27 protein-coding genes are annotated in these 19,773 nt (G+C 63.2%); 15 read left to right on the top strand and 12 right to left on the bottom strand.

The window, feature by feature from the left end; translation table 11 throughout:
- The first annotated feature begins 197 nt into the window (after window positions 1-197).
- From ACYG9R_RS14030 to ACYG9R_RS14005, 6 genes are all read left to right on the top strand, one after another.
- On the top strand, window positions 198-2,084 hold the full coding sequence (locus ACYG9R_RS14030) for a potassium/proton antiporter (protein WP_023825003.1): 1,887 nt from the start codon (window positions 198-200) through the stop codon (window positions 2,082-2,084).
- A gap of 145 nt (window positions 2,085-2,229) precedes the next feature.
- The gene (locus ACYG9R_RS14025; protein WP_023727301.1) at window positions 2,230-3,432 is read left to right on the top strand and encodes a phosphoglycerate kinase; all 1,203 of its coding nucleotides are present in this window, start codon (window positions 2,230-2,232) and stop codon (window positions 3,430-3,432) included.
- Between the two features lie 121 nt (window positions 3,433-3,553).
- A complete protein-coding gene (locus ACYG9R_RS14020) occupies window positions 3,554-4,579 on the top strand; it encodes a class I fructose-bisphosphate aldolase (RefSeq protein ID WP_023825004.1) in 1,026 nt (341 codons plus the stop codon).
- A 173-nt stretch (window positions 4,580-4,752) separates the two neighbouring features.
- On the top strand, window positions 4,753-5,493 hold the full coding sequence (locus tag ACYG9R_RS14015) for a DUF899 domain-containing protein (RefSeq protein ID WP_023825005.1): 741 nt from the start codon (window positions 4,753-4,755) through the stop codon (window positions 5,491-5,493).
- 63 nt (window positions 5,494-5,556) lie between these two features.
- Complete coding sequence (locus tag ACYG9R_RS14010) at window positions 5,557-6,270, top strand: SGNH/GDSL hydrolase family protein (protein ID WP_023706280.1); 714 nt, start codon at window positions 5,557-5,559, stop codon at window positions 6,268-6,270.
- Window positions 6,271-6,295: 25 nt separating this feature from the next.
- Window positions 6,296-6,616: a hypothetical protein gene (locus ACYG9R_RS14005; protein ID WP_155923328.1), complete on the top strand. Its 321-nt coding sequence runs from the start codon at window positions 6,296-6,298 to the stop codon at window positions 6,614-6,616.
- A 9-nt stretch (window positions 6,617-6,625) separates the two neighbouring features.
- On the opposite strand, the gene ACYG9R_RS14000 is transcribed toward ACYG9R_RS14005, so the two are convergent.
- Window positions 6,626-6,787 carry a hypothetical protein gene (locus tag ACYG9R_RS14000; RefSeq protein WP_023683991.1) on the bottom strand — a complete coding sequence of 54 codons (162 nt, stop codon included), beginning with the start codon at window positions 6,785-6,787 and terminating at the stop codon, window positions 6,626-6,628.
- 204 nt (window positions 6,788-6,991) lie between these two features.
- Here ACYG9R_RS14000 and ACYG9R_RS13995 point away from each other — a divergent pair, with 204 nt between their 5' ends.
- The 3 genes from ACYG9R_RS13995 to ACYG9R_RS13985 all read left to right on the top strand — a co-directional run bounded on the left by ACYG9R_RS13995 (window position 6,992) and on the right by ACYG9R_RS13985 (window position 8,601).
- On the top strand, window positions 6,992-7,162 hold the full coding sequence (locus ACYG9R_RS13995; protein WP_023670139.1) for a hypothetical protein: 171 nt from the start codon (window positions 6,992-6,994) through the stop codon (window positions 7,160-7,162).
- A 182-nt stretch (window positions 7,163-7,344) separates the two neighbouring features.
- Window positions 7,345-7,755, top strand: coding sequence for a hypothetical protein (locus ACYG9R_RS13990; protein WP_031199867.1), 411 nt, complete (start codon window positions 7,345-7,347; stop codon window positions 7,753-7,755).
- 126 nt (window positions 7,756-7,881) lie between these two features.
- Window positions 7,882-8,601: a helix-turn-helix transcriptional regulator gene (locus tag ACYG9R_RS13985; protein ID WP_023683994.1), complete on the top strand. Its 720-nt coding sequence runs from the start codon at window positions 7,882-7,884 to the stop codon at window positions 8,599-8,601.
- A gap of 63 nt (window positions 8,602-8,664) precedes the next feature.
- Here the strand turns inward: ACYG9R_RS13985 and ACYG9R_RS13980 are convergent, their stop codons facing one another.
- The 3 genes from ACYG9R_RS13980 to ACYG9R_RS13970 all read right to left on the bottom strand — a co-directional run bounded on the left by ACYG9R_RS13980 (window position 8,665) and on the right by ACYG9R_RS13970 (window position 11,192).
- Window positions 8,665-9,357, bottom strand: a complete 693-nt coding sequence (locus ACYG9R_RS13980; RefSeq protein WP_023670142.1) for a DUF1013 domain-containing protein — start codon at window positions 9,355-9,357, stop codon at window positions 8,665-8,667.
- Between the two features lie 326 nt (window positions 9,358-9,683).
- Complete coding sequence (locus ACYG9R_RS13975) at window positions 9,684-9,824, bottom strand: DUF1127 domain-containing protein (RefSeq protein WP_023670143.1); 141 nt, start codon at window positions 9,822-9,824, stop codon at window positions 9,684-9,686.
- Window positions 9,825-10,181: 357 nt separating this feature from the next.
- Complete coding sequence (locus ACYG9R_RS13970; protein ID WP_032887144.1) at window positions 10,182-11,192, bottom strand: NAD(P)H-quinone oxidoreductase; 1,011 nt, start codon at window positions 11,190-11,192, stop codon at window positions 10,182-10,184.
- 146 nt (window positions 11,193-11,338) lie between these two features.
- On the opposite strand from ACYG9R_RS13970, the gene ACYG9R_RS13965 reads away from it, so the two are divergent.
- From ACYG9R_RS13965 to ACYG9R_RS13955, 3 genes are all read left to right on the top strand, one after another.
- Entirely contained in the window at window positions 11,339-11,533 is a 195-nt protein-coding gene (locus ACYG9R_RS13965; RefSeq protein WP_023825008.1) for a DUF1192 domain-containing protein, read from the top strand.
- A gap of 96 nt (window positions 11,534-11,629) precedes the next feature.
- Window positions 11,630-12,868: an MFS transporter gene (locus ACYG9R_RS13960; RefSeq protein WP_023670146.1), complete on the top strand. Its 1,239-nt coding sequence runs from the start codon at window positions 11,630-11,632 to the stop codon at window positions 12,866-12,868.
- A 32-nt stretch (window positions 12,869-12,900) separates the two neighbouring features.
- Window positions 12,901-13,164: an ArsR/SmtB family transcription factor gene (locus tag ACYG9R_RS13955; protein WP_023670147.1), complete on the top strand. Its 264-nt coding sequence runs from the start codon at window positions 12,901-12,903 to the stop codon at window positions 13,162-13,164.
- A gap of 29 nt (window positions 13,165-13,193) precedes the next feature.
- On the opposite strand, the gene ACYG9R_RS13950 is transcribed toward ACYG9R_RS13955, so the two are convergent.
- The 5 genes from ACYG9R_RS13950 to ACYG9R_RS13930 all read right to left on the bottom strand — a co-directional run bounded on the left by ACYG9R_RS13950 (window position 13,194) and on the right by ACYG9R_RS13930 (window position 16,011).
- Window positions 13,194-13,658 (bottom strand): SRPBCC family protein, encoded by a 465-nt coding sequence (locus tag ACYG9R_RS13950; protein WP_023715031.1) that lies wholly within the window; start codon window positions 13,656-13,658, stop codon window positions 13,194-13,196.
- A gap of 16 nt (window positions 13,659-13,674) precedes the next feature.
- The gene (locus ACYG9R_RS13945) at window positions 13,675-14,049 is read right to left on the bottom strand and encodes a nuclear transport factor 2 family protein (RefSeq protein ID WP_032887163.1); all 375 of its coding nucleotides are present in this window, start codon (window positions 14,047-14,049) and stop codon (window positions 13,675-13,677) included.
- A 23-nt stretch (window positions 14,050-14,072) separates the two neighbouring features.
- Entirely contained in the window at window positions 14,073-14,399 is a 327-nt protein-coding gene (locus tag ACYG9R_RS13940) for an ArsR/SmtB family transcription factor (protein ID WP_023699361.1), read from the bottom strand.
- Window positions 14,400-14,404: 5 nt separating this feature from the next.
- The gene (locus tag ACYG9R_RS13935) at window positions 14,405-15,061 is read right to left on the bottom strand and encodes a glutathione S-transferase family protein (protein ID WP_023683999.1); all 657 of its coding nucleotides are present in this window, start codon (window positions 15,059-15,061) and stop codon (window positions 14,405-14,407) included.
- 116 nt (window positions 15,062-15,177) lie between these two features.
- Window positions 15,178-16,011, bottom strand: a complete 834-nt coding sequence (locus ACYG9R_RS13930; protein ID WP_023727309.1) for an alpha/beta fold hydrolase — start codon at window positions 16,009-16,011, stop codon at window positions 15,178-15,180.
- Between the two features lie 115 nt (window positions 16,012-16,126).
- Here ACYG9R_RS13930 and ACYG9R_RS13925 point away from each other — a divergent pair, with 115 nt between their 5' ends.
- The 3 genes from ACYG9R_RS13925 (at window position 16,127) to ACYG9R_RS13915 (ending at window position 17,574) form a co-directional block, all read left to right on the top strand.
- Window positions 16,127-16,654: a winged helix-turn-helix transcriptional regulator gene (locus ACYG9R_RS13925; RefSeq protein ID WP_023684001.1), complete on the top strand. Its 528-nt coding sequence runs from the start codon at window positions 16,127-16,129 to the stop codon at window positions 16,652-16,654.
- Window positions 16,655-16,733: 79 nt separating this feature from the next.
- Complete coding sequence (locus ACYG9R_RS13920; protein ID WP_023684002.1) at window positions 16,734-16,967, top strand: hypothetical protein; 234 nt, start codon at window positions 16,734-16,736, stop codon at window positions 16,965-16,967.
- 175 nt (window positions 16,968-17,142) lie between these two features.
- Window positions 17,143-17,574 (top strand): GlcG/HbpS family heme-binding protein, encoded by a 432-nt coding sequence (locus ACYG9R_RS13915; protein ID WP_023690074.1) that lies wholly within the window; start codon window positions 17,143-17,145, stop codon window positions 17,572-17,574.
- A 122-nt stretch (window positions 17,575-17,696) separates the two neighbouring features.
- On the opposite strand, the gene ACYG9R_RS13910 is transcribed toward ACYG9R_RS13915, so the two are convergent.
- The 3 genes from ACYG9R_RS13910 to rpmF form a co-directional block, all read right to left on the bottom strand.
- Window positions 17,697-18,098, bottom strand: a complete 402-nt coding sequence (locus ACYG9R_RS13910; RefSeq protein WP_023670154.1) for a hypothetical protein — start codon at window positions 18,096-18,098, stop codon at window positions 17,697-17,699.
- Between the two features lie 193 nt (window positions 18,099-18,291).
- On the bottom strand, window positions 18,292-19,239 hold the full coding sequence (locus tag ACYG9R_RS13905; RefSeq protein WP_023693659.1) for an agmatinase: 948 nt from the start codon (window positions 19,237-19,239) through the stop codon (window positions 18,292-18,294).
- A 198-nt stretch (window positions 19,240-19,437) separates the two neighbouring features.
- A complete protein-coding gene (gene rpmF, locus ACYG9R_RS13900) occupies window positions 19,438-19,620 on the bottom strand; it encodes a 50S ribosomal protein L32 (RefSeq protein WP_008834724.1) in 183 nt (60 codons plus the stop codon).
- Window positions 19,621-19,773 lie beyond the last annotated feature (153 nt).

Here is a 19,773-nt window from a genome sequence, read left to right as displayed (position 1 = left end):
TCTCGCAGCTTCGAACGCCCGGCTTTGCCCGGGCGTTTTTCGTCAGTCAGCGCGCCGGGCAAGGCGCGCCGAGCCGCCAAACGCCGGAAAATCAGCGGCATAAGGCAAAAAGCCATCCTTGCGCCTTGCACCGGCCATGCCTTCGCCCCACTCTCCCGTGAATCGGTAGAAAGAGGAATTCGAGGGGCAAATCACGGATGGAGCATGCGATCTATCTCGTCACGCTGGTCGGCACAGCGCTAGTCGTCGCCGCAGCGTTCTCGAGCCTGATCGCCTTTCGCTTCGGCGCCCCTTTGCTGCTGCTCTTCCTCTGCATCGGCCTCGCCAGCGGCGTCGATGGTCTCGGCATCGAATTCGACAATGCGCGCGTGGCATATTTTGCCGGCTCACTGGCGCTGGCGGTCATCCTGTTCGATTCCGGTTTCGGCACGCCGCTCAACGCGCTGCGCCAAGCGGCCGGACCGGCGCTGTCGCTGGCGACCTTCGGCGTAATCCTGACCACTGGCCTGTTCGGCGCCGCCGCCTATTATCTGCTCGACCTCAGCTGGCTGGAATCCTTCCTTCTGGGAGCTGCCGTCGCCTCGACCGACGCGGCTGCGGTGTTCTTCCTGCTGCGCGCCGGCGAAATCAATCTGCGCGAGCGCGTGCGCGCCACGCTCGAAGTCGAATCCGGCACCAACGACCCCATCGCCATCTTCCTGACCATCACGCTGGTCGAGATCATCGCCGCCCACGCCAATCCCGAGACCCATGTGCTGGTCACCGACCTGATCCTCGGCTTCCTGCTCAATATGGGGCTCGGCGCCGTCGTCGGTGTGCTTGGCGGGCTCGGCATCGTGCGCCTCGTCGACCGGCTCAACCTCGACCATGGCTTGCTGCCGATCTTCGTGCTAACCCTGTCGCTGATGGTGTTCGCCGCGGCCGGCGCCATTGGCGGCTCGGGCTTCCTGGCGGTCTATCTCGCCGGGCTGATTGCCGGCAACTCCGACATCCGCGCCGTCACCATCCTGAAGCGCTTCCAGGACGGCATGTCGTGGCTGGCACAGATCATCATGTTCCTGATCCTCGGCCTGTTCGCGACACCCTCGCAGTTTCCGGCGATCATGGTGCCGGCGGTGCTGCTCGGCCTGTTCCTGATGTTTGTAGCGCGCCCGGTCGCCGTCTGGCTCTGCCTTATCCCGTTCCGCCTGCCGCGTCCCGAGATCGCCTTCGTCTCCTGGGTCGGCCTGCGCGGCGCCGTGTCCATCCTGCTTGCCATCACCCCGCTGCTCGGCGGACTGGAGAACGGCCGCACCATCTTCAACGTCGCCTTCATCATCGTGCTGGTATCGCTGGTGGTGCAGGGCTGGTCGGTCGGTCCGCTGGCGCGCCGGCTCGGCCTGATCGTGCCGGCGAGGCTCGGGCCGCTCGACAAGGTCGAACTCGAACTGCCGGGCTCCGCCCACCACGAACTGCTCGCCTACCGCGTGGCGCCCGGCAGCCCGGTGGCGCGCGGCGAGCGTATCCCGCGCTGGGCACGGCCCTCGTTGGTGCTGCGCGACGGCCGCTCGATGCGTTTCCAGGACATGGGCCGGCTCGCGGCCGGCGACCAGGTTTACATCTTCGTGCCCGACCGCTATCCGCGCCTGCTTGACAAGCTGTTTGCCAGCCGCGCCGTAGTCGACCCCGAGGATGCCGACTTCTTCGGCGCCTTCGCCGTCGATCCCGCCCGCTCGGCCGCAGAGCTCGAGGCCGCATACACACCGGGATTGAGCGAAGCCGAGCAGAAGCTCACCGTCGGCGCGCTGGTGACGGCAAGGCTTGGCGGCCATGCCGAATATGCCGACCGGGTGCTGATCGGCCCGATCGAATTGATCGTCCGCGACGTCGACGACAAGGGCAAGATCACCGGTCTCGGCCTCTCCTTCGAGCCGACCGCGCCGGTGGCGCGGGTTCCGGTGTTCCTGAGCGCCGGCGAGATCGGCGATCGTGTCTCCGCCTTCATCCGCAACTGGCGCAAGCCGACCGAGACGCAGAATGCAGAGGCGACAGCCAATGAGAAGGCCCTTGAGCCGACGGCGGAAAAGATAACGACCGAAGGCTGACAAGCGATCGGTTCACGCTGACGTCCCGCATCATCACGACAGCCTTCGCCTTGATCTCAAAATTTAGCTCGCACCCCGGCTCAAGCCTTGCATCGTCATCGATGCGAGGTATGGTCCCGGCGATTTTCCACGGAAAGGAACCCGCATGGCCGCCTTCAAGACACTCGACGATATCGGCAATATCAGCGGCAAGCGCGTGCTGGTGCGCGTCGACCTCAACGTGCCCGTCGCCGACGGCAAGGTCACCGACGCCACCCGCATCGAACGCATCGCGCCGACCATCGCCGAGCTGTCCGGCAAGGGCGCCAAGGTCATCCTGCTCGCGCATTTCGGCCGCCCGAAGAATGGTCCCTCGCCCGAATTCTCGCTGGAGCCGATCGCCAAGGCTGCCGCGGAGGTGCTTGGCCGCCCCGTCGGCTTTGCCGGCGACTGCGTCGGCGACACGGCGGGCAGTGCGGTCGCCGCCATGAACAAGGGCGATGTGCTGCTGCTGGAAAACACCCGCTTCCACAAGACCGAGGAGAAGAACGACCCGGCCTTTACAGAGCGGCTCGCCGCCAATGGCGATATCTTCGTCAACGACGCCTTTTCCGCCGCCCACCGGGCGCACTCCTCGACCGAAGGCCTGGCGCGGCTGTTGCCGTCCTATGCCGGCCGCACCATGCAGGCCGAGCTCGAGGCGCTGGAGAAGGGGCTCGGCAATCCGGTCCGCCCTGTCGTCGCCATTGTCGGCGGCGCCAAGGTGTCGACCAAGATCGACTTGTTGATGAACCTGGTGAAGAAGGTCGACGCGCTGGTGATCGGCGGCGGCATGGCCAACACTTTTCTCGCCGCGCGTGGCACCGCTGTCGGCAAGTCGCTGTGCGAGCATGACCTTGCCGCGACCGCCAAGCAGATCATGATCGAGGCCGCCGAAGCCGGCTGCGCCATCATCCTGCCTGTCGACGGTGTCGTCGCCAAGGAATTCAAGGCGGGTGCCGCCAGCGAGACCGTTGCCATTTCGGATGTCCCGGCTGACGGCATGATCCTCGATGTCGGCGAAAAGACCGTGAAGACGATCGGTGAATGGATCGACCGCGCCGCGACGCTGGTCTGGAACGGCCCGCTCGGCGCCTTCGAGATCGAGCCTTTCGACCACGCCACGGTGGCGGCGGCCAGGCACGCGGCGGCCCGCACCAGGGCCGGCAAGCTGGTCTCGGTCGCCGGTGGCGGCGACACGGTGGCCGCCCTCAACCATGCCGGCGTCGCCGACGACTTCACCTATGTCTCGACCGCCGGTGGCGCTTTCCTGGAATGGATGGAAGGCAAGCCGCTGCCCGGCGTCGACGTCCTGAAGAAGCAGGCCTGATCGGGACGAGGGCGTCAAACGAGGCGCTGGAAACTTTCAATCGATTCGAGCTTTCCGATGCCATTCCTTTGGCGGTAGACTTCCCTTAAGCGCGGAACAACACCGTCAAGGAGAAGCAAAAATGAGCGAACGTCTCGAAGACATTGCCGCCGCGATGGTGGCCGGCGGCAAGGGCCTGCTGGCCGCCGATGAGAGCTCCGGCACCATCAAGAAGCGCTTCGAAGTTATCGGCGTCGAATCGACCGCCGATAGCCGCCGCGACTACCGCGAGATGATGTTCCGCGCCAAGGACGCAATGACGAAGTACATCTCCGGCGTCATTCTCTACGACGAGACCATCCGTCAGAAGGCTGCCGACGGCACGCCTCTGGTCGACATCATCAAGGCGGCGGGCGCCATTCCCGGCATCAAGGTCGATGCCGGCGCCAAGCCACTCGCCGGCTTTCCCGGCGATACCGTTACCGAAGGCCTCGACGGCTTGCGCGAGCGGCTCGCGGATTATTACAAGCTCGGCGCCCGCTTTGCCAAATGGCGCGCGGTGATCGACATCGACACCGGCAAGGGCGTGCCCTCGGCCAATTCGATTGCCTCCAATGCCCATGCGCTGGCCCGCTATGCCGCACTGTGCCAGGAGGCCGGCATCGTGCCGATCGTCGAACCGGAAGTGCTGATGGACGGCGCGCACGACATTGCCACCTGCTACGACATCTCGAAGGCAACGCTGATCAAGCTCTATGACGAGCTGCATGCGGCGCGCGTTGTGCTGGAAGGCACCATCCTGAAGCCGAACATGGTGCTGGCCGGCAGGAAATCAGGCAAGGTGAGCAGCCCCGAAGAGGTCGCGGAAAAGACCATAAAACTGTTCCGCGAAACCGTACCGGCAGCGGTGCCGGGCATCGCCTTCCTTTCGGGCGGGCAGTCGGACGAGGAGGCGACCGCCAACCTCAACGCCATCAACGCCATCGGGCCGCATCCGTGGAAGCTGACCTTCTCCTATGGCCGCGCCTTGCAGGCCGCCCCGCAAAAGGCCTGGAGCGGCAAGGCATCGAACGTCGCCGCCGGCCAGGCCGCCTTCACCCATCGTGCCCACATGAACCATCTGGCGGCGCTGGGACAATGGACGGCGAGCCTCGAACAGGCCGCCTGAGCGCAGTCCTCCCGTTGTCATACAACCCGGGCCGATGCGCCCGGGTTTTGTTTATGCAAAGCCCGGCTTGGACGGAGTTCGTTCATCCTTATCTACCTTTCGGCAAAAGCTGACAGCGATGTCGGTTTCTGCCCACCCCAAACGTCCTTGGGTGAACAGACAGGGAGAACTTCATGACTCGCAACAAGGTGGTTTCGCGTGAAGACTGGTTTGAGGCGCACAAGGCGCATCTGGCGCGCGAGAAGGAATTGACACGGTTGCGTGAGCGCATCGCCGCCGAGCGGCGTGAACTGCCCTGGATGAAAATCCGCAAGGACTATGTCTTCGAGACCGAGCAGGGTCCGAAGAACCTGGCCGGACTGTTCGGCGCCAACAGCCAACTGATCGTCTACCACTTCATGATGACGCCAGGATCGAACCATCGCTGCGAAGGCTGCTCCTTCCTTGCCGACCATATAGACGGCGCCGATCAGCATCTCAGGCACCACGACGTGTCGCTGGTGGTGGTTGCGCGCGCGCCGCTGGCGGAACTGCTGCCTTACAAGCAGCGTATGGGCTGGAAATTCGACTGGGTGTCGTCCTACGCCTCGGATTTCAACTTCGACATGCAGGTCTCCTTCACCGACAAGCAGATCGCGGGCGGCGACACCACCTACAATTTCGAGACGCGTCCGCGCACGTCAAAGGACCTTCCCGGCACCAGTGTTTTCTACAAGGAAGAGAACGGCGACATATTCCTTACCTTTATGTCGCGCGCCCGCGGCGGCGAGGCCCAGATCGGCACTTACGACTATCTCGACATGACACCGAAGGGCCGCGGCGAAAATGGCCCTTATCATAGCCTGATGGACTGGGTGCGGTTGCATGACGAATATCAGGACAAGCAGGCGGACAAGCCGAACTGCTGCGACTAGAAGCTCGTTCACCTCAGGCGAAACTTGCGCTAAGGCTGCCGCTGATCTCTAAACGGTATCGCCATGCGCTTCCCGGCCCTTCTTACCTGGCTCGCCTACCCCGTTTATGTCTGGCAGGGCCTCGGCGTGCGCCGCCGCACCACCCGCATGCTGCCGGCACAAGGGCCGGTCATGCACGAAATATCGGGCAAGGCGCCGGCCATCTCGCTGCTGGTGCTGGGCGATTCCTCGGCCGCTTCCGTCGGCATCGGCAATTCCGAGAACGGGCTTGCCGCGCAGCTTGCAATGCTGGTCGCAAAACGAACCGGCCTTGCCGTGCGCTGGCGCGCCGCCGGATTCAACTCGGCAACGTCGGGCCAGATCCGCGACCATGTGCTGCCCAATCTGTCGGCCGATCGGTGGACGCATATAGTGCTGGCCATCGGCACCAACGACACCAAGAATTTCCACTCGGTGCCGCGCTTCAAGAAAGAGTTCGGCGGCCTGCTTTACGCGCTGCGCGCCAAATGGCCGGAGGCCCGCGTCGTCTGGTCGCCGGTGCTGGAATTCACCCGTGCGCCGGCCATGCCGCCGCTGCTCGGCAAGATACTCGAAATCCGCGCTACCGCAATGAACCGCATGGGCGAGCGCCTCTGTTTCGAGCGCGGCGCCGTGCCGGCGCCACGGCTGCCGATCACCAACCCTGAGGCCGGCTTTGCCTCCGATGGCTTTCATGCCTCGGAAGCCGGTTACCGCGCCTGGGCCGAACATCTGGTCGGATGGGTGCTCGCCGATTGACCTGAGGGAGCACAAGCTCGGACTGGTGGGCTTCAGAGAACTGACGCGAGTATTTCCAAATACTGTTGATTGCAGCCTGCTTCCAATGGATCTGAGCCAGAATATCATCCAGCAGCAATGGATGAGCTACGGCCTGGATTCCGAAACCGGCAAGGACACCTGCACGCTGACCGGCAACCGCGCCGAATCGAGCAAGCATGTCATTCCGGCCGGCCCGGCCAACGCCACGCCTTTTATTGCGGCGAACCTGCCGGAATTCATGACGACGCGCGGTGGCGATTACTTCTTCGTGCCCAGCCTCAACGCCATCCGGATGATTGCCATGGGAACGGTGGACCCGACCTGACCCTCAAGGCTATGCCCAGTGCCCCAGCGCACCCGCCAGCGCGATGGCCGCCATGGCGATCAGGGCCAGCTTCCAGAAATCGCCGCGCCGCTTCAGGCCCGGCCAGCCGAGCGGCTTGATCAGCTGAATGGCCATCATGCCGATGATGACGAGCGCGAGGAGTTTCGACATGCCCGCCTTTGAGCAGCATCGCGACAGGCTGTCAAAGCGGTTCTTGCATGGTCTCGTTCGACTTGGCCATTCCTGACAAAAGGCTCGTTTCCGAACCGACCGCCAAGCACCTCGCAGCTTTCTTCAACGAGCTGACATGCTCCTGACAGACTGCTGTCAGGAGGGGTATGCGATAGTGTCTCCATCAGAGAAGAGGAGATGGTCATGAACAGCTTTGGTATTTTGAACAGCGTACAGCACTATGTCGGCAAGATCCGCACGATGCGTAATGAAGTCCGTACCCAGCGCTTCCTGAACTCCTTGCCGGCTGACATCCGCAAGGACATTGGCTGGCCGGATATGTATGAGGGTCACAGCCGCATTCGCGAGATCTGAGGCGTTTTACATGACAATGCTTGGATGCGGACCCCGCAACGCCCGGATCATTGACATGGACCCCCGGGCGGCGACGCCTTGGGCTGGCGCAAAGACTTTTGGCGCCTGCTACGGACAATGCTGAAGGCTCCTGACAGAATGCTGTCAGGAGCACCATGCCATAAACGTGTCAGGAGACATGGATGGTGAAAAGCTGGAACGACAGGCTGAACACGCCGGGCGTCAACGGCGTGAAGCCGACGCCACGCACAATGGGCGACGTCGTCGAGGGCCAGCCGATGCTGGTGCCGACGGCCCGTCAGGTCGATGATTTCATCCGCACGATCCCCAACGGCCTCGAGATGGATGTACGCGCCTTGCGCACCGCCCTCGCCATCGAGCATGGGGCGCAAGTGACATGTCCGGTCACCATCGGCTATCATCTGCGCACCGTCGCCGAAGCCGCCAATGAGGATCTCGAACGCGGCATGACGCTGAACGATATCACGCCGTACTGGCGTGTGCTCGACGTGAACACGCCGACAACGAAGAAGTTGTCCTTCGGCGCGGAATTCGTCGCCGTGCAGCGCAAGCGCGAAGGACTTAAACCATAATGCGTGTCGCCCAAAAGTGCGCAGCGGTTTTTGGGAGAACGACAAGCATAAAACAGGACATGGATGTCACCCGGAACCGGTTTTGGGACCATGACATTCATAGACAAGCAGCCGAGGGACCATACGATGCGACGTGCCGACAGGCTCTTTCAGATCGTGCAGCACCTGCGTGGCGGCCGGCTGGTCACCGCCCAGAAGCTCGGCACATGGCTCGAGGTTTCCGAGCGGACCATCTACCGCGATATCGCCGATTTGCAGTCGACCGGAGTGCCGATCGACGGCGAGGCCGGCGTCGGCTACATGATGAGGGAGGGTTTCGACCTTCCGCCGCTGATGTTCACGCGTGACGAAATCGTCGCGCTGGTCGCTGGCGCCCGCATGGTGCGGGCCTTTGGCGGCGCTGCCATGGCGCGTGCGGCCGACGAGGCGCTGGTCAAGATCGGCGCCGTCCTGCCCGACGCCGAGAAGGACCGCATCGCCCGCACCGAGATCCACACCCCGATGTGGGTGGTGAGCGACGCCGCGCGTGAGGCGATCGACGTGATCGAGCGCGCTGTCGAGAAGCGACAGGTGCTGACCATCGACTACCGCGACGAGGCCGGCCGCGGCACCGGGCGTGACATCCGTCCGCTCGGTCTGTGGTTCTGGGGCAAGGTATGGACGCTGGTTGCCTGGTGCGAGATGCGCGACGATTTCCGCGCCTTCCGCATCGACCGCATCGCCTCGGTGGTCATCGCCGGCCGCATCTTCAAGCCGGAGCGCGGCAAGCAGCTCGCCGATTTCTACCGCGCGGTCGAGCGCAGCGAGGATTATGGCATGACGCCGGACCGGGCGGCGCGCAGCTGAGACTTCGACAATCAATGAAAAAGCCCGCTCGAAGCGGGCTTTTTTGTTGAACTGTCGCAAACCTCACTCGTCGTCCGCATCTTCCTTCTTGGACTTGAGCGCCGAGAGCTTGGCGAACACGGCGTTGGCGTCGAGTTCGGCATCCTCGTCCTTCGGCTTCTCCGGCGCCGGCACCAGGCGCTCGGTCACGGCAGCCGGCAGCAGCGTGTCGCCGACAGGTTGCGCCTGCTCGCGGCCGCGCGAGGCGCGGTTGACTTCCATGTCGAGGTCGATCTGCGAAGCGAGACCCAGCGTCACCGGGTCCATCGGCTGCAGATTGGCCGAATTCCAGTGCTTGCGCTCGCGGATCTGTTCGATCGTCGACTTGGTCGTGCCGACCAGGCGCGAAATCTGCGCATCCTTCAATTCCGGATGGTTGCGGACCAGCCACAGGATGGCGTTGGGCCGGTCCTGGCGCTTCGACAGCGGTGTGTAGCGGGGACCCTTGCGCTTGGATTCCGGCACCCGCACCTTGGGGTCGGACAGTTTCAGGCGCTGGTTCGGATCCTTCTCGGCGCGCGCGATCTCGTCGCGGGTCAGCTGTCCGGTCATGATCGGATCCATGCCCTTGATGCCCTGCGCCGATTCGCCGTCGGCGATCGCCTTGACCTCGAGCGGATGCAACCCGCAGAACTGCGCGATCTGCTCGAAGGAAAGCGCGGTGTTGTCGACCAGCCAGACGGCGGTCGCCTTGGGCATCAGCAGCGTATTGGCCATTTCAAAAATCCTTCTCGTTCGCCCGCGTTCCCGCGCGGGCGGTGGTTTAGAGCCACCAAAATGGGAAATTCGCGGCCTGTATAACCGCTCCGCTGCCGTTTCGCAATGTTTTTGGCGCAGGGCGCAGCCGTCGGACACCGGACAGCGGGGGAGGCCAGGAGGACCTCGGCTCCGGCGATCATTGATGCCGAGTTGTACAGGGGGTCCAAAACGACAAAACCCGCCGGACAGGGTCCAGCGGGCTCGGAACCGGCGACGGGATACCGTCTGCGGCGGCTCTTGCTTCTGCCGCGTGGTCAGGCCTCATCGGTCGACCAGGCTTCGAATTAGATGGCCTTGCGGGCAATCCTCTCAATGTCGCCGCGGCTGATGCCGAGATCGCTGAGCTGACGGGCATTGAGCTTGTTCAGCTCGCGCACGGTTTCGTTGTACATACGCCAGTTACGGAAAGCGCGGATCGGGTTCATGGTTGTCCTCCAGTTGTTGGATCAAATCGTTTCGATGACGCTTAGATAGGCAGTGCTGCCCACGAATTGAACAGACGTCTTTGCATAGCCGCAATGCAAATGCTGCATTGCAGCATTAAGCTTCTGTTCATCTTGCCGACAGGCTGAGCGCGGAGCATGGCGCGAGGTTCAGGTCAGGCCGAGCAGAGAATGGCGGCTCCCGAGAACCGGAGCGGAGCGTACTTCAGTACGAAGCACCGGCCTACGCCGGCCGTAGCCTTAACTGCCGCAACCCCTCATGAGGGCTTCGGCCGGCGAAGGCCCGGAAGCGCAGGGAGCCGCCATTCGCAGGCCGGCCTCACCTGAATCTCGCCCCATCTAGCCGACGTCGAGAACGATCTTGCCTATATGCTCGCCCTCTTCCATGCGCTCATGCGCCCGCCAGGCGTCGGTCAGCGGGAAGATCATGTCCATCACCGGCGCTACCTTCCGGGTGCCGAGCAGCGGCCACACCTGTGCTTCCAGTGCGGCGGCGAGCGCCGCCTTGAACTCGACCGTGCGAGGCCGCAGCGTCGAGCCGGTGTGGGTCAGCCGCTTGACCATGATTTTCGAGAAATCGGCGCTCGCCACCGCGCCGGCCTGGACGGCGATCTGGACGATCCTGCCCTCGACCGCGGCGGCCTCGTAGTTGCGCGCGATATAGTCGCCGCCGACCATGTCGAGAATGACGTCGGCCCCCTTGCCGCCGGTCGCATCCTTGACCGCCGCGACGAAATCCTCCTCGCGGTAGTTGATCGCCCGGTCGGCGCCGAGTTTCAGGCAGGCGTCGCATTTTTCCTTGCTGCCGGCGGTGGTGACGACATAGGCGCCGAAGGCCGACGCCAGCTGGATCGCCGTGGTGCCGATGCCCGATGAGCCGCCATGGACCAGCAGCGTCTCACCCTTTTTCAGGCCGCCGCGCTCGAACACATTGTGCCAGACGGTGAAATAGTTTTCCGGAACCGCGGCCGCCTCCGTGTGGGTGAAGCCGGCGGGCAGCGGCAGCACGCTGCCGGCATGAACCTTTACATATTCGGCATAACCGCCCCCCGGCGTCAGCGCGCAGACCCGGTCGCCGATGCGCCAGCGCGATATCTCGTCGCCAAGGGCGGCCACTTCGCCCGATGCCTCGAGACCGGGCAGGTCGGAGGCGCCGGGCGGCGCCGGATAGGCGCCCTTGCGCTGCTGCACGTCGGGGCGGTTGACGCCGGCCGCACGCACCCGGATCAGGATTTCGCCGGGACCAGGCACCGGCACGTCGCGCGTTTCCGGTTTCAGCACCCGCGGCCCGCCCGGTTGCGAGATTGCGATGGCCGTCATCGTGGCTGGAATTTTATGTCCGCTCGCCATGAAATTTCCCGTCTCGGTCCGCCGGTCTGTCGCCGGCTGCCAGCTTCTTGCCGGCTGTTTGCATCTGCGCCCCTGCCCTATGTATGCTGATTGCCGGATCAGGCAAATGGCCAAATCAGCCCAATACTGAATAGGGAGGAGCGACGATGGCGATCTCCGACGACGAACCCAAAAAGAAAGCCCGCCCGCATGAGATCGGACAGGATCTGTCGCTGCTTTCGGTCGGTGACCTTACCGAACGGATCAGCATCCTGCGCGAGGAGATTGCCCGGCTCGAAGCCGAGCTCCAGACCAAGGGCAGCACCAAATCGGCGGCCGAAGCCCTGTTTCGCCGCGGCTAGTTTTCGCGTTAGTTTCGGCGTTGAGCATCCGCCGCCGAAAAGCCCGAATGCGCCTGTCTTCAGACCCCGCCACCGAATCTCCAGACGGATCAAACAATGTTTGCAAGCTACAGGCCGATCCTCTCGCTGCTTCGCGGCACCGCTTTCCTGCTTGCGGCTTCGGGATTGCACGGCCTGTTGTTGCCGTTGCGCGGCCAGATCGAAGGGTTTTCGACCGCATCGCTCGGTCTGATGGGCACGGCCTGGGCCGGTGGCTTCGTCACCGGCTGCTTCTTCGCACCGCGCCTGGTGCGCCGCGCCGGCCACGTCCGGGCGTTCGGCGCCTTTGCCGCTTCGGGCGCCATCGTGGCGTTGCTTACCGGCCTGATCATCGACGAATATGTCTGGATCCTGCTGCGCGCCTTCACTGGCTTCACCATGGCCGGAGCCTTCATGGTCATCGAAAGCTGGCTGAACGAGAAGGCCACCAACGAGAACCGCGGCACCGTCTTCGGCCTCTACATGATGGTCACCTATGCCTCGATCATGGGCGGCCAGATGATCGTTGCGGGCGGCGACGTCAGATCGGCGTCGCTGTTCATGATCACCGGCATATTGTTCTGCCTGTCGCTGATCCCGACCGCGGTGTCGTCGGCTTCGTCTCCCAAGCCTTTGCAGGACGTCAAGCTCGATGTCAAAGGTCTCTACGCCAACTCGCCGGTGTCGGCGATCGCCTGCCTGTTGGTCGGCATCGCCAATGGCGCCTGGGGCACGCTTGGCGCCGTCTACGGCGCCCGTATCGGCATCTCCACCGCCCAGATCGCACTGATGATGAGCCTTGTCGTTATTGCCGGCGCGGCCATGCAGCTTCCGGCCGGACGCCTCTCCGACAAGACCGACCGCCGTTTCGTGCTGGCGGGCGCGGCTTTCGGCGCCGCACTGTTCGCCATCCTGATCTTCCTGTTCGAACCGCGTTCCGCCGTCCTCGTCATTGTCTTCGCCGCCGCCTACGGCGCCTTTGCCTACACGCTCTATTCGATCGCCGTGGCGCATGCCAACGACCACGCCCGATCGGAGGATTTCGTCAAGGTCTCGGGCGGCCTGCTGCTTCTGTATGGCTTCGGAACCATGATCGGGCCCTTGCTGGCTGCCGCCCTGATGGGCTGGCTCCGCCCCGAAGGCCTGTTCCTGGCCACCGCGCTGGCGCATCTCAGCCTCGCCGCCTACACGCTGCTGCGCATCAGCCGCCGCGCGCCGGTGCCTATCGAAGACCGCGACGCCTTCAAGACCCAGCCGGCCGATCGCTCGGTCACCCCTGAAGCACTGCGGCTCAGAAAAGCGGAAGCCGACGGTTGAGATTTGAAAAGCTTTGCCCCACAAGTATAGGCATGATCTTTTCTGACGCCTTCATGGCGATTGCCGACCCCAACCGGCGCTATCTTCTGGAAGAGCTCCGGCGTGGCCCGAAAACCGTCAACGAACTGGCTTCGGGCCTGCCAGTCTCCCGCCCGGCCGTGTCCCAGCATTTGAAAGTGTTGCTGGACGCCGGTCTGGTTCAGGCCAAGGCCGAGGGCACGAGGCGGGTCTATACAGTCAGCAGTGGCGGCTTCCTCAAGCTCAATATTTGGCTTGATCAGTTCTGGGAAGCATAGGCCGCGATTCCAGCTCGCCTCCCTGGCTTTCAAGTGTCCGTTGCCAGCGCCTTGCCCAGCGCATCGAGCAGGAATCCGGTACCATGCTCGCGCGATGACGGTGTGTCGTGCCCATCGAGAAACGCGCCCTGCTCGGTGAGCACCAGACGCGTGCCCGTGCCTTCCGGGCGAAGCTCAATTGTCGCCAGCGAGACCGAGATTCTGACATCACCGAACAGCATGTCGTAGCTGTAGACGATGCGCTGGTTGGGCACGATGTCCTGATAGGTGGCGGTATAGGTGTGGATCGGCCCGTCCTTCGGCCCGCCGGCATTGACCTCCTGGCCGCCGACGCGAAAATCCATTTCGTGCCTGTGGGTCATCGGGTTGTCGGGGTCGGCGAACCAGCGCCGCTTGGCGGCCGGATCGCTGAGCGCGAAATAGACTTTCGCCGGTGCAACTGGATAGAGGCGCTCGAGGACGAAGGTGGAGTGGACGACGGATCGTTCGGCCATGGTCGGGTCCTCTTGGTCAGCTTGATGGTTTCTGCGCGACGAAGACGCCGTCGCGATAGGACGCGCCGAAATAGACTTCGACGGCGCGCAACCTGTCGTCATGGAACAGATGCAGTTCGGTGTTGCGGAAGGTCTTTCCGTCCGCCGTCTCGCAGCGATAGAGGACAAAGGCGGCGTCCTCGTCCTCGCATATCCGCTCGATGACGATCGAGCTGAAGGCCGGGCTGTCCGGCCAGCAGCGCTCGAAATAGGTCGCACGGTCGATGGCGTCGTCATAGGGGCTGGTGAAGGTGAAATCGTCGGCGAGCACCGCCGCGACGGCAGCCTTGTTATTCGCCTGGTAGGCGGAAAAATAGCCGCGGATCAACTCCGCTCTGCTTTTGCCGGGCATGGTCATTTCTCCTCTGCTTCAGGTCATTCGGTCCCGGCGAGAAAATCGCCGAGCCGGTCGAGCCGACGCTCCCATGTCAGCCGCCGTTCGTTGATCCAGTGTTCTGCGCTGCGCAGCGCCTGCGGCGCGATCTGGCAGGTGCGCACGCGGCCGAGCTTTTCCGAGCGCACCAGCCCGCTTGCTTCGAGCACGTTGAGATGCTGGACGACGGCCGACAGCGACATCGCCAGCGGTTCGGCCAACTGGCTGACCGAGGCCGGCCCACGCGACAGCCGTTCGACCATGCTGCGCCTGGCCGGGTCTGCGAGCGCCTGGAACATCAGGTCGAGCTGGGCGGGATCGTGCAGCATCGCGATCAGCCGTTATTGTAGGGAAAGAACTTGAAGTAGGGCTGCGCCTCCTCGACCACCCGGGCGAAGGACGGCCGCTTGAGCAGGCGGTCGTGGTAGTGTTTCACGGCCGGATAGCTGTCGCCGAACGGCTCGACCTTGTTGGCGTAGAACAGCGCCGGCGAGGCCGCGCAGTCGGCCATGGTGAAGGTGGGGCCGGCCGCCCAGATTTTCGAACGCATCTCCTCCTCGATGATCGCATAGGCGTTGCGCAGTTGCGCGCGCGCTTCCTCGACCCCGAACGGATCGGTCTTGTCCTGCGGGCGCAACCTGTCGCCGACGATCTTCTGCATCGGAGCCTGCACGTAGAAATCGTAGAAACGGTCGGCCTGGCGGACCTGGAGAGCAAGGTCGGCCTCGGCCGGGATGAGCTCGACCGGCCCGGGATAATGCGCGGCCAGATATTCGATGACGATGGTCGATTCCAGCACCGTGCGATTGCGTGCATCGTCACGCAGCGCCGGCATCTTGCCGGTCGGCGACACCTTCAGGAATGCTGCCCGCGACTGCTCGTCGCCGAGGTCGACGATAACCGGCGTGAAGGGCGTGTCGTTCTCGTAGAACGCAATCAGCGGTTTCCAGCAGAACGATGCCAGCGGATGGAAATGGAAGGTCAGGGACATTTTTTGCTCGTCTGTTTGTGGTTCGCCGATGCTGGAGCGGTGCCAGCCTGCGCCGACACTGAAGCAATTACTTAACTATTTCCGTGAGGCGAATGTGTCAAGGTTCCAGACTGCCTTCAGGGTTTGGTATGCGTGACGATGGCGGCAACGATCGTGCCCCAGTCGTCGGGATGCAGTTCGTGGCCACCGCCTTCGACGCGGACAAGCCGCCCGCCGGCAACAGCGTCGGCAAGGGCTGCGCCATGCTCGACCGGAAAGATCGGATCCGATGTCCCGTGAATGACGAGCAGCGGAACCTTGATCTCGCGCAGGCGTCCTTTCAGATCCTCGCAGCTCTTCAGCATGAAATGGTTAGTCGCGCTCAGGAAGCCGCCGGATCGGTCGTAGTCCCGTTCGACGAACGCCCGCATCGCCTTCTCGTCGAAGGGATGCGCGGTGCTGGCGATCGCACGCGCATCCTTGACGACGAAGCCGACCACCTGGTCGCGGTTCGACCAGTCGACTCTGGCGCCATCGGCCGAGTGCTCCATATAGGCTTCGGTCGTTCCCGGCAGCTGCGATGTGTCGATCCCCACCGGCGAACTGCTGATTACGGTCAGCGAGATGACACGCAAGGGATGTTTCAACACCAGTCGTTGCGCGATCATGCCGCCCATCGACATCCCGATCACATGCGCCTTGCCGATGCCGCAACTGTCGAGGACGCGCACCGCATCGTCCGCCATGTCGTCGAACGTATACGGCGGCTCGCCCGGCGTATATTTGGTCGACAGGCCGGTGTCACGATTGTCGTAGCGGATCACGAAGTGGCCTTCGCCGGCGAGCTTTTTGCAGAGCGCCTCCGGCCACCAGAGCATCGAGGCCATGGCGCCCATGATCAGCAGAATGGCTGGATCTCCGGGATCGCCAAACGTCTGGGAGACGATTTCGGGTGCTGCGGCCCTTGTCATGGGACTCTCCTCCTATCGGCCAATCAAAGGCCAATCAAACTGGTTGCATTTTGCAATCGGTTGCACGATAATAAAACTGATACGATAATGCAACCGGTTTTTTGAGGAGAGTCGGATGAAAACCGAACACCGCTCGGGATGCCCTATCAATCTGTCGCTGGAAGTGTTCGGCGATCGCTGGAGCCTGATCATCCTGCGCGACATGATTTTTGGCGGCAAACGCCACTTTCGCGAACTGCTCAACGGCTCGATCGAGGGCATCGCTTCCAATATCCTGGCCGACCGGATGAAGCGGCTGATGGAACTCGGCATGCTGACCAAGGCCGACGACCCCTCGCACAAGCAGAAGGCGATCTACAGCCTGACCGAGATGGCCATCACGCTGGTGCCGATCATGGCGCATCTCGGCGCTTGGGGCCGCGTCTGGCTGCCGGTGAGCGAGGAGCTTTCGATCCGCGCCGAGCTGCTGGAGAAAGGCGGGCCGCCAATGTGGGAGCAGTTCATGGACGAGTTGCGCCACGACCATCTGGGCACGCCTGTCGCCACACCCGCGCAGCCTTCCGTCCGCGCTACATTGCAGGCCGGATATGAGGCGGTGGTAGCCCGCAAGGCGTCGAGCGGCATCGAGGCCCCGGCCGCTTGACCAACTTATTTCCCCATTATCAGGCCGGCTCTGCTATCAAGGGGCTGAAAAACATAATTTACGGGATTGGATAACGCTCTTGGTCGAGAACTCTAAGGATACTGCCCGCGCCAGGGCAGATATGCGTTTCAAGAAGCAGGAAGAGGCAGCCACGGTGCGGCAAAAGGCGATGGCGGAGTATGTCGCCGAGGCCGACGCCCGCCAGGCCAAGACCAACAAGCTCCGGGCATTGCGCCTTGCCAAGGAAGCGGAAGACCTCGCCAACGCCCCTGCCGTTCCGGTCAAGAAAGCGCCCCGAGCCAAGAAAAAATAGCGCGGCCTTCTTCATCGACGCCCGATCTGGATGCCGGCGGATCGTATCGGCCATGTGCCACGATCAGCAATGCCCGCCATTTCCGCTTTCCCACGCGAAGCAATTTCAACCGCAACCGGGATTTCGCATCCCGCATGTCAGGCGATGATTGACGCGTTTTGATCAGGAGACAGCCATGACCGCACTGACCCTCGAAAAAGCCAAGCACATCATCGACGCCGCCTTCGCCAAGGGCGCCGAGCTGAAGCTCAAGCCGCTCGGCGTTTCCGTGCTGGATGCCGGCGCGCATCTCGTCGCCTTCCAGCGTCAGGACGGCGCCTCGTTCCTGCGCCCGCAAATGTCGGCCGGCAAGGCCTATGGGGCGCTGGCCATCGGCATGGGCTCGCGCCGTGTCGAGGCTTTCGCCAAGGAGCGGCCGCATCTCGTCGCCGGCATTTCGGACGTTTCGGGTGGACGCGTATTGCCGGTCGTCGGCGGCGTGTTGATCCGCGACAAGGCAGGCGCCGTCATCGGCGCCGTCGGAATTTCGGGCGATACGTCGGACAATGACGAGGCCGCCGCCATCGCCGGCATCGAAGCGGCGGGCTTCACCGCCGATCCGGGCTGAGGGGGAGCTTCGTCATCCCAGGGCGAAGCAGGAGCGAAACTCCGTCGCGAAGACCCTGGGATGACGACCAGAAAGAGCAGCCACGCCAATCGCGAACGGATGCGACCATCCAACGAAGGCGGCTAGTTCAAATTTATGTCTCTACTCGCCGACCGCATCGACACCGAAAACCCGGCCAGCACATCGAACAGGGCGATCACCATCAGCGTGAAGAAGACGGAGTGCGCCGCGCCCTTCACCAGCAGGAACTCGACCAGGAACGCCACGAAGACCAGCGTCGACAACAGATGGTCCATGATCGAAGCGTTCGTGGTGCGCACCGACTTCACCATTTCGAGGAACAGGAAGATCAGCCCGATCACGACCATCAAGTCGCCGAGCGTCATCGAAAACACTCCGCCCGACATCATGCTGAACGAGAAGATCTCGGTCGCCCACGGATCGTCGCCGCTGCCGAATATTCCGAGGAGTCCGAGATTGTAGGCCACGAAGGGCACGATCAGCAGCGGGATGGCACCGAACATCAGGCGTCTCCTCTAGCAATTCCAGGAAAGCGGTTTCCCAAGGAATTGCCTAAACAATGGGGGCACCTTCTGTAGAATGCCCCGCAGGCACGCCGTCAAGATTTTTCGCTAGCGCCCGCAAACACGGAAAAAGACCGCGCGAAACAACCCTGTCAGCCACAGTTGCCCCGGCTGACCACCGACACGCCGGGATTCAGCGCTTGAACTGGCCTGTCCGCACGGCGGCGCCGATAGCGTTGAGGATGAAAAGGCCGGCGGTCATCGAGGTGATCTCGTTGACGTCGCGCGCCGGCGCGATCTCGACGATGTCGATGCCGACGACACGTCCCTTGGCGAACAGGCCCTTGATCAGTTCGATCGTCTGCCGGTAGCTGATGCCGCCAGGCGCCGGCCCTTCGACCGCCGGCATGACAGCGGGATCGAGACCGTCGGCATCGATGGTCAGGTAATAGCGGCCACGGTCCGGGATGCGCTTGAGCAGCGCCGCCGTACCGATATCCTGCCATTCATTGGCGGTGACGATGTTGGAGCCGTAGGCGCGGGCCGCCTCGACCTCCTCGAGCCGGGCGCTGCCCTGGCCGCGGATGCCGAGCTGGAAAATCCCGGCTATATGCGCCATCTCCGAAGCGCGGCGGATGGGGCTGGAATAGCCTTCCCTGACCCCGTTGACATTGTCGCGCCAGTCGAGATGGGCATCGATCTGAACCAGGGTGATCGGCCCTTCGTCGTCAAGCGCCCGCAGGATCGGGATTGGAATGCCGTGATCGCCGCCAATGGTGATCGGCAAGGCGCCGGCGACGCGGATCTTGCGGATCGCCGTTTCGGCCAACCTGTAGTGGCCGCCGGCGGCATCGCCGGGAACATCGCCGACATCGACCACCTTGACGTCCTGCCCGTCGAACAGGGTTCCGCCAATGTCGAAATCATAGCGGTCGAGCCCGAGGCTGATGCGCTGCGAGGCGCGCCGCACCGCGGTCGGCGCGTTGGTCTGGTCGTTGACCAGCTCGTCGATCGTGTAGGGACTGCCGTAAGGCATGCCGATGATGGCGACATCCGCCTTCAGCGCATCGAGGTCCTCGACCAGCGGGAAGTTCATGAAGGTCTGGAAGACATCGCGGGGTGCTGTGGTGAGCTTGGTCATGCGGTCCCTCTGAAGCCGGTCGATCATCGCGCGGAAGCGCCGCGACAAGGCATGCGGACTCAATACAGCACCGCCGCCGCAGCTTGTATCGCCACGGACGCCCGGTCTTTGGCATAGTTGGCGGCGCGGCGCACCAAACGCAAAAAAAACCGGCCAATGGCCGGTTCTTTTGGCATTCAAACCCTTCGAAAGCTGGTCTCAGCTTTCCTTGGGCGTCAGCACCTGGCGACCGCGATACATGCCGGTCTTCAGGTCGATATGGTGCGGGCGGCGCATTTCGCCGGAATTCTTGTCCTCGACATAGGTCGGGGCCTTGAGAGCGTCGGCCGAGCGGCGCATGCCGCGCTTGGACGGAGAGGTTTTTCGTTTCGGAACGGCCATGGATATGCTCCACTACATGGTCAAAATGCCCCGATAGCCCTCGTGAAAGGGCCGCGTCAGGGCCATAATCTGAGAAAGTCGGGTGCCTATACACGCCCTGCGCCGTTTTGGCCAGCACCGTGGCGATTTTTTTTGAACTGGCAGCGGTTCTAC

The sequence above is a fragment of the Mesorhizobium sp. RSR565B genome (genome assembly GCF_054719465.1).
Note: the sequence above shows the minus strand (reverse complement) of the source record. Positions and strands in the feature narration are given on the sequence as shown.

Excerpts from the sequence above, each read along its gene's own strand:
- ACYG9R_RS14030 (WP_023825003.1), top strand. The coding sequence starts at position 198 with ATGGAGCATGCGATCTATCTCGTCACGCTGGTCGGCACAGCGCTAGTC.
- ACYG9R_RS14025 (WP_023727301.1), top strand. The coding sequence starts at position 2,230 with ATGGCCGCCTTCAAGACACTCGACGATATCGGCAATATCAGCGGCAAG.
- ACYG9R_RS14020 (WP_023825004.1), top strand. The coding sequence starts at position 3,554 with ATGAGCGAACGTCTCGAAGACATTGCCGCCGCGATGGTGGCCGGCGGC.
- ACYG9R_RS14015 (WP_023825005.1), top strand. The coding sequence starts at position 4,753 with ATGACTCGCAACAAGGTGGTTTCGCGTGAAGACTGGTTTGAGGCGCAC.
- ACYG9R_RS14010 (WP_023706280.1), top strand. The coding sequence starts at position 5,557 with ATGCGCTTCCCGGCCCTTCTTACCTGGCTCGCCTACCCCGTTTATGTC.
- ACYG9R_RS14000 (WP_023683991.1), bottom strand. The coding sequence starts at position 6,787 with ATGTCGAAACTCCTCGCGCTCGTCATCATCGGCATGATGGCCATTCAG.
- ACYG9R_RS13995 (WP_023670139.1), top strand. The coding sequence starts at position 6,992 with ATGAACAGCTTTGGTATTTTGAACAGCGTACAGCACTATGTCGGCAAG.
- ACYG9R_RS13990 (WP_031199867.1), top strand. The coding sequence starts at position 7,345 with ATGGTGAAAAGCTGGAACGACAGGCTGAACACGCCGGGCGTCAACGGC.
- ACYG9R_RS13985 (WP_023683994.1), top strand. The coding sequence starts at position 7,882 with ATGCGACGTGCCGACAGGCTCTTTCAGATCGTGCAGCACCTGCGTGGC.
- ACYG9R_RS13980 (WP_023670142.1), bottom strand. The coding sequence starts at position 9,357 with ATGGCCAATACGCTGCTGATGCCCAAGGCGACCGCCGTCTGGCTGGTC.
- ACYG9R_RS13975 (WP_023670143.1), bottom strand. The coding sequence starts at position 9,824 with ATGAACCCGATCCGCGCTTTCCGTAACTGGCGTATGTACAACGAAACC.
- ACYG9R_RS13970 (WP_032887144.1), bottom strand. The coding sequence starts at position 11,192 with ATGGCGAGCGGACATAAAATTCCAGCCACGATGACGGCCATCGCAATC.
- ACYG9R_RS13965 (WP_023825008.1), top strand. The coding sequence starts at position 11,339 with ATGGCGATCTCCGACGACGAACCCAAAAAGAAAGCCCGCCCGCATGAG.
- ACYG9R_RS13960 (WP_023670146.1), top strand. The coding sequence starts at position 11,630 with ATGTTTGCAAGCTACAGGCCGATCCTCTCGCTGCTTCGCGGCACCGCT.
- ACYG9R_RS13955 (WP_023670147.1), top strand. The coding sequence starts at position 12,901 with ATGATCTTTTCTGACGCCTTCATGGCGATTGCCGACCCCAACCGGCGC.
- ACYG9R_RS13950 (WP_023715031.1), bottom strand. The coding sequence starts at position 13,658 with ATGGCCGAACGATCCGTCGTCCACTCCACCTTCGTCCTCGAGCGCCTC.
- ACYG9R_RS13945 (WP_032887163.1), bottom strand. The coding sequence starts at position 14,049 with ATGCCCGGCAAAAGCAGAGCGGAGTTGATCCGCGGCTATTTTTCCGCC.
- ACYG9R_RS13940 (WP_023699361.1), bottom strand. The coding sequence starts at position 14,399 with ATGCTGCACGATCCCGCCCAGCTCGACCTGATGTTCCAGGCGCTCGCA.
- ACYG9R_RS13935 (WP_023683999.1), bottom strand. The coding sequence starts at position 15,061 with ATGTCCCTGACCTTCCATTTCCATCCGCTGGCATCGTTCTGCTGGAAA.
- ACYG9R_RS13930 (WP_023727309.1), bottom strand. The coding sequence starts at position 16,011 with ATGACAAGGGCCGCAGCACCCGAAATCGTCTCCCAGACGTTTGGCGAT.
- ACYG9R_RS13925 (WP_023684001.1), top strand. The coding sequence starts at position 16,127 with ATGAAAACCGAACACCGCTCGGGATGCCCTATCAATCTGTCGCTGGAA.
- ACYG9R_RS13915 (WP_023690074.1), top strand. The coding sequence starts at position 17,143 with ATGACCGCACTGACCCTCGAAAAAGCCAAGCACATCATCGACGCCGCC.
- ACYG9R_RS13910 (WP_023670154.1), bottom strand. The coding sequence starts at position 18,098 with ATGTTCGGTGCCATCCCGCTGCTGATCGTGCCCTTCGTGGCCTACAAT.
- ACYG9R_RS13905 (WP_023693659.1), bottom strand. The coding sequence starts at position 19,239 with ATGACCAAGCTCACCACAGCACCCCGCGATGTCTTCCAGACCTTCATG.
- rpmF (WP_008834724.1), bottom strand. The coding sequence starts at position 19,620 with ATGGCCGTTCCGAAACGAAAAACCTCTCCGTCCAAGCGCGGCATGCGC.